We start from the raw sequence: 5,151 nt of genomic DNA on the forward strand, positions 1-5,151 counted from the left end.
TCCAATACCCGTTCTGCACACATTTTCATCCTCTGTGGTGTAGTGCTGTTTTTGCGCTACATGGATGGCTAACGGGGTAGGTTAGTTGAAGAGTGTTGTTTAACTTGTATACAACAATTGGGTTGAGAATTAGAAATAATAGTAATAGCAAAAGGGAGGAAATGTAAGGATGAAAATGCGGAAATTAACTGGAGCTTATCTCCTCAATGATAATAAAGTTCTGATGTTGAAACGCTCTAAAGAAAGAACCTTGGCTTCTAACTTATGGACTGGAATTGGGGGACATGTGGAAGCTATTGAACATAATAATCCCGTAGAGTCTTGTTTAAGAGAGATTTTTGAAGAGACAGGTATAAGAAGGCATGAAATCGAACAATTCCAACTTCGTTATATTTTAATGCGTAGAAGTAAAAATGAAATTCGTCAACACTATATATATTTTGGAAGGACCTCACAGGAGAATATTACAAATTCTGATGAAGGTGAATTATATTGGATTGACCTTTCTGAAGTATTAAACTTAGAAATGCCTTTAACGGTAAATCATATGCTAAAACATTTTTTAAGTAGCCCTACTGACAAAACTATATTTATAGGTACGGTTAATAAATCAATGATGGAATGGTCTTGTTTGAGTGAATAACTGTTTTATTGTGCTAACGGGCTGCTTTGCTTGAAGATCGTGGCTGCTTAGACAACGGCTCTTTTTTCTTCAACTAACGGAGCAGTTTAGTTGAGGAGGAAGTGAAACAAAATTTAAGATATATTATGTAGAATTATAAGTAATGGAAAAGAGGTATTTGGTGATCATTTTAAAAGTTGTTATTATTCTACTCGGAATAGGTACTTTTTTAGGCAGCTTTTTTTACAATAGAGAAGAACATAAGAGATTTGGAGAGAATACGTCCGCTACTTCAGATTCTATAATCATAACCATTACTTGGCTAATAATTTCTTTTTTGTTGGGTATAGCACCTTGGTGGATTGTGAAATTTCTTTTAATGTTGATAGGTGCTTTCTTAATATATTCCGGCTTTTTCCTTATATAAGAGTATTTTAGTAATTTTACATATTCCATTAATTGTAGATGACTTTTGTTGAAATAAGCTTTCATACGTTGCTTAGTAAATACATTCCTTTTTGAACGGTGCTTTAAAAAGAAGGAGTAAAGCCTTCTTCATCTTTAACTAAAGGTGCAGGTTAGTTGAAGAGCGTTGTCTAACTTGTGTTCAACAATCGGGCCATTTAATGGCTTAGTTAAAATATTGGGACGAGAACGGCGTTACGGGCAGGTGGAGCGAATTTATATTTTCGGAAGTAGGGAAGAAAAATGATTGAGTTAAGAAAGATTACCCACGATAATTTTGAGGCAGTGTTGAAGTTAAGCATAACAGATGAGCAGAAAGGAAATGTGGATTCCAGCATATATTGTTTGGCTAAAGCCTATGTAAAGATACTCAACGACGAAAAACCTCCTATGATCTTCGCTATATGCAACAATGATGAAGTCATAGGATATGTCGATATTGGATCTTACGAACTGGCGGAAAGTGCATTTTTATGTGAAAAATATGGAGATAAATCTACTTATGGACTTAATCGCTTTATGATTGATAAAAAGCATCAAGGCAAAGGATTTGGCAAACAAGCAATGATGAAAGTTATTGATTACATAAAGTCGTTTCCACAAGGAAAAGCCGATGCAGTTTCTACATCATATTGGATGGTAAACGAAGCCGCCCGGAAGTTGTATGCGTATGTCGGTTTCGTTGAAACAGGAGCGATATGGAACGGACAAACATTGGGTAATTGGAATGCAGAAAGAAAAGATATAGAGTATGCAGAAGTAGGTGCCAGACTCGGATTATAAAGCTAACAACAATTTGAAGAGTGCATCGTACAGTATAAGACCAACTATGCGAAGTCAATAGCAAAAATGCAAAAAGAAAGCACAACATTAGCCGTGCAAAAAAGTGCACGCTTCCGCGAACCGTAATGTAGAGCAGTTTACTTCAATAGCAATCTTCAGCAATCGGGCGCGATTATTGAATAAATCTTATTCGGGCGAAATGGTTGCCTAAAGGGCAACCATAGAAAACAATCGGGCCAGATTGTTAAACAAGTCGGATGTTTAAGTTCTTAAGAAATTAATGGCTTATTGAACTAACGGGGCAGGTTAGAAGAAAACTGAATTGGTGGTGATGGGGTGAATTTAATAATGATTCGACACGGTCAAGGGGAGCATACATTGGATTTGCCCAGGAGCCTACAGCATAGAGATCCTTCATTAACTCCTTTAGGTATTGAACAAGCAAGAAAATTAAAAGCTCAATTCCAGTTAATTGAAGGGGATGTCATTTTCATTAGCCCAATTAGAAGAACATTAGAAACATCGACCATTTTTAGTGAAGGTGTAAATTGTCGTAAGATTGTAAGCCCATTAGTATCTCCTCGAATGTTTCCAATTCTCCCTTACAAAAAGACGTTACATTGTGATAAGATCCTTGCTTTAGAGAGCATCAAAAATGAATATCCAACCTTTGAATTGGATCTGGAATCTTCGGCGGAATTGTGAAGCAATGGTATAAATACTATGGTTGAACAAACATTTGAAGATTTAGCACTTAGTTTTATTTGGAAATGTAGACAACTAAATAAAGATAGGCTCTACATCATTTCCCACGATGGTACGATTACTTCAAATCGTCAATTAATTACCGGGCAAGTCTTATCTCGAGAGGATTTCCCGAGGGAAACAGGTTGGTTTCAACTTAGCTGTTAATGTTTAACTAAAGCGGCAGGTTAGTTCAATAAGGTTTTATTTAATTCATCCTATTAGTTCCTATATTAAAATGCATTAGAGGTGTTTTTAATGAAATTCTATCTTTTAGGTGAGGAAACAAAAGTAGAAATAGATGTGTTGTATCGAAGTTATCCTAACAGTTCTGATTACTGGGATGCTAATTGGGTTAATGCGACTATTAAAATAGAGATTCCAGGTTATAAGGTAAGTTTTGATGCAGATTTAAGAACAGACGAATTAAGAAAGTTCCTAAATGAACTAAAATTATTACGTCATTCGTTAAGAGGAAAGGCAAGCTTTACAAATTTAGAGGGCAATTTAGAGTTTGAAGGTGAAATAGATAAGTTAGGTAAAATCAAATGGAATGCAGAGACTTGCTATCCAGCAGGAAATGGCGCTGTACTTGAATTTAAATTTGAATCAGATCAGACATATTTAAATATGCTAATAAAAGAACTAGATGATATCATTATTCATTTTCCTGCCATAGGTAAACCCTAGTAAAAAACTCAATTTTTATAATCCTTCGTTCTTCAACTAAAGGGGCAGTTTAGTAAAAAAGGGGAGATGATTTAGATTGAAAATGAATAGATGGTTTAAATTATGTTTAGTTGCTTGTTTATCTATTGTTTCGATATTCTCATTGAGTGCTTGTGATAACAACAAAAATGAAACTACAACCATTAAACAACAATTGCTGGATGAAATGAAAGATACAAATATGGATGTAGAAGAGATAATTCATTTAGAAGTAATAAAAGACGGTATTGTAGTTTTTTATACGAAAGATAATGAACTTAACGATGCATTTATTAAATTGAAAAATGCTAAATGGGAATGGTATTTCGGAGGAGGTTCACTTCCTCTTCAAGCGGAAAATGGATTTAATTGGTCTTTTACTAACTTTGATCAGTTTTATGTTCGTTATGGAGTAATATCAGACGATAAAATTAAACGAGTTAAAGATGAGGAAAACAACTATCCAAAGATTATAGAGGATGAAAATGGCTTTAGAATGTATTTCTTCTTAGATAAATCTGTTGTATTTGATAATAAGACGAAGCGAACGCATTACTATGAAATTTTACCTGAATATTAAAAGAAATAAATGAAAAATGTTATTGAACTAACGGGTGCTTTACTTCAAGATCGTTGAACTGCTTAGATGGCTCTTTATCTTGCTCAACTAACGAGGCAGGTTAGTTCAACAAGAAAAACGGGAAACGCCAGTTATTGTTGCAAGAAAAAGTTAGAAAAGAAGGTGTACAATGGACGCGAATGCACGAAAAACAAAATTAGAGTTTCTCTTACAAAAACAAAAAGAGAAAGAAAGAAATGATGAAATACAGATGCAATTAGGTTGGATATTGGAGCCTTTCTCAACTAAAGAAGGTATTAGGCTGTTAGATGATGAGGAAAGGGAAAAAGTGAAAACTGAATTAATAGAGAGCATCCCAATAATTGAATGGGTAAGTCTGGACTTAGAGAAAATGAATAACAAGTTCGTTATGCACAATGTTAGTAGCGATAAGGTAGCCTTGTTTTTAAATGATAAAGAACTATACACTGATAATTTAATTTATCTTTTCTTGCAAGACGACCTACCACCTTGGAGTACATTTCCTTGGGTAAAAATGCCACTATCTAAGGTAATTGAAAATATTATTCATTTAGCAGCGGAAGATTCCTATCAACAGTATGTATTTTGCATATCACCAAAATTTGTAATAGAATTCGTTGAACCTGACTTAATAACCATTGCTTGGTAACGGTGCGTTGCTGATTGATGCGTATTTTCAATAACGGGTGCTTTACTTCAAGAAGGAGTAAAGCTTTTTTCTAATTGAACTAAAGGGGCAGGTTAGTTGAAGAAGATTAGTGGATAAAACAATTAAAGGGAGTGAGATTCATAAATGGATTGGAATTGGAATGAAACCCGAATAAAACTCCCGTATACATCTGAAAACTTCAGGACATTATTAGATACTATCTGTAGGGGAGAAAACGAGTTTTCTCAATATGATTTTGCTATATGGTGCGATAATTTAACGATGGCATTTGATGATGATGAAGGTGAAGAATTGAATGAGTATGATTCACTGGTCAATGGCATCGCAAGGGATATCGAATGTCAATGGGATTTGTATTTAATCAATACTTATACGCTTAAAGAATTACAAACATTAGACTTATCTCAAGTTTCCTTACCACAAGAATGGCTACTTAAATGGTTAAAGGAGTTAAACAGTTTATAAGAAAATGAACCTTCTTCTTCAACTCCCATGAAAATTAAACTCTCAACTACGCAAAAATGACAACACTAAAGAAGACGCAACTCAGGTTTTTTA

General features: G+C 34.3%; 7 protein-coding genes. All 7 read left to right on the forward strand.

The window, feature by feature from the left end; translation table 11 throughout:
* The first annotated feature begins 169 nt into the window (after positions 1-169).
* Positions 170-643, forward strand: coding sequence for an NUDIX domain-containing protein (locus P5G49_RS17395; RefSeq protein WP_301245922.1), 474 nt, complete (start codon positions 170-172; stop codon positions 641-643).
* Positions 644-1,330: 687 nt separating this feature from the next.
* Positions 1,331-1,870, forward strand: coding sequence for a GNAT family N-acetyltransferase (locus P5G49_RS17400; protein ID WP_301245924.1), 540 nt, complete (start codon positions 1,331-1,333; stop codon positions 1,868-1,870).
* A gap of 336 nt (positions 1,871-2,206) precedes the next feature.
* Positions 2,207-2,575, forward strand: a complete 369-nt coding sequence (locus tag P5G49_RS17405) for a phosphoglycerate mutase family protein (RefSeq protein ID WP_301245926.1) — start codon at positions 2,207-2,209, stop codon at positions 2,573-2,575.
* 297 nt (positions 2,576-2,872) lie between these two features.
* Positions 2,873-3,304, forward strand: coding sequence for a WapI family immunity protein (locus P5G49_RS17410; protein ID WP_301245928.1), 432 nt, complete (start codon positions 2,873-2,875; stop codon positions 3,302-3,304).
* A gap of 76 nt (positions 3,305-3,380) precedes the next feature.
* On the forward strand, positions 3,381-3,902 hold the full coding sequence (locus P5G49_RS17415; protein WP_301245930.1) for a hypothetical protein: 522 nt from the start codon (positions 3,381-3,383) through the stop codon (positions 3,900-3,902).
* A 169-nt stretch (positions 3,903-4,071) separates the two neighbouring features.
* The gene (locus tag P5G49_RS17420; RefSeq protein WP_301245932.1) at positions 4,072-4,572 is read left to right on the forward strand and encodes a hypothetical protein; all 501 of its coding nucleotides are present in this window, start codon (positions 4,072-4,074) and stop codon (positions 4,570-4,572) included.
* A gap of 144 nt (positions 4,573-4,716) precedes the next feature.
* Positions 4,717-5,058, forward strand: coding sequence for a hypothetical protein (locus tag P5G49_RS17425; protein WP_301245933.1), 342 nt, complete (start codon positions 4,717-4,719; stop codon positions 5,056-5,058).
* The last annotated feature ends 93 nt before the right edge of the window (positions 5,059-5,151 follow it).

Origin of the sequence: Sporosarcina highlanderae, assembly GCF_030433715.1 — a bacterium.
Taxonomy (GTDB): Bacteria; Bacillota; Bacilli; order Bacillales_A; family Planococcaceae; genus Sporosarcina; species Sporosarcina highlanderae.

Bases quoted from the DNA above. Each gene is read 5' to 3' on its own strand.
- P5G49_RS17400 (WP_301245924.1), top strand. From the start codon at position 1,331: ATGATTGAGTTAAGAAAGATTACCCACGATAATTTTGAGGCAGTGTTG.
- P5G49_RS17410 (WP_301245928.1), top strand. From the start codon at position 2,873: ATGAAATTCTATCTTTTAGGTGAGGAAACAAAAGTAGAAATAGATGTG.
- P5G49_RS17420 (WP_301245932.1), top strand. From the start codon at position 4,072: ATGGACGCGAATGCACGAAAAACAAAATTAGAGTTTCTCTTACAAAAA.
- P5G49_RS17425 (WP_301245933.1), top strand. From the start codon at position 4,717: ATGGATTGGAATTGGAATGAAACCCGAATAAAACTCCCGTATACATCT.
- P5G49_RS17395 (WP_301245922.1), top strand. From the start codon at position 170: ATGAAAATGCGGAAATTAACTGGAGCTTATCTCCTCAATGATAATAAA.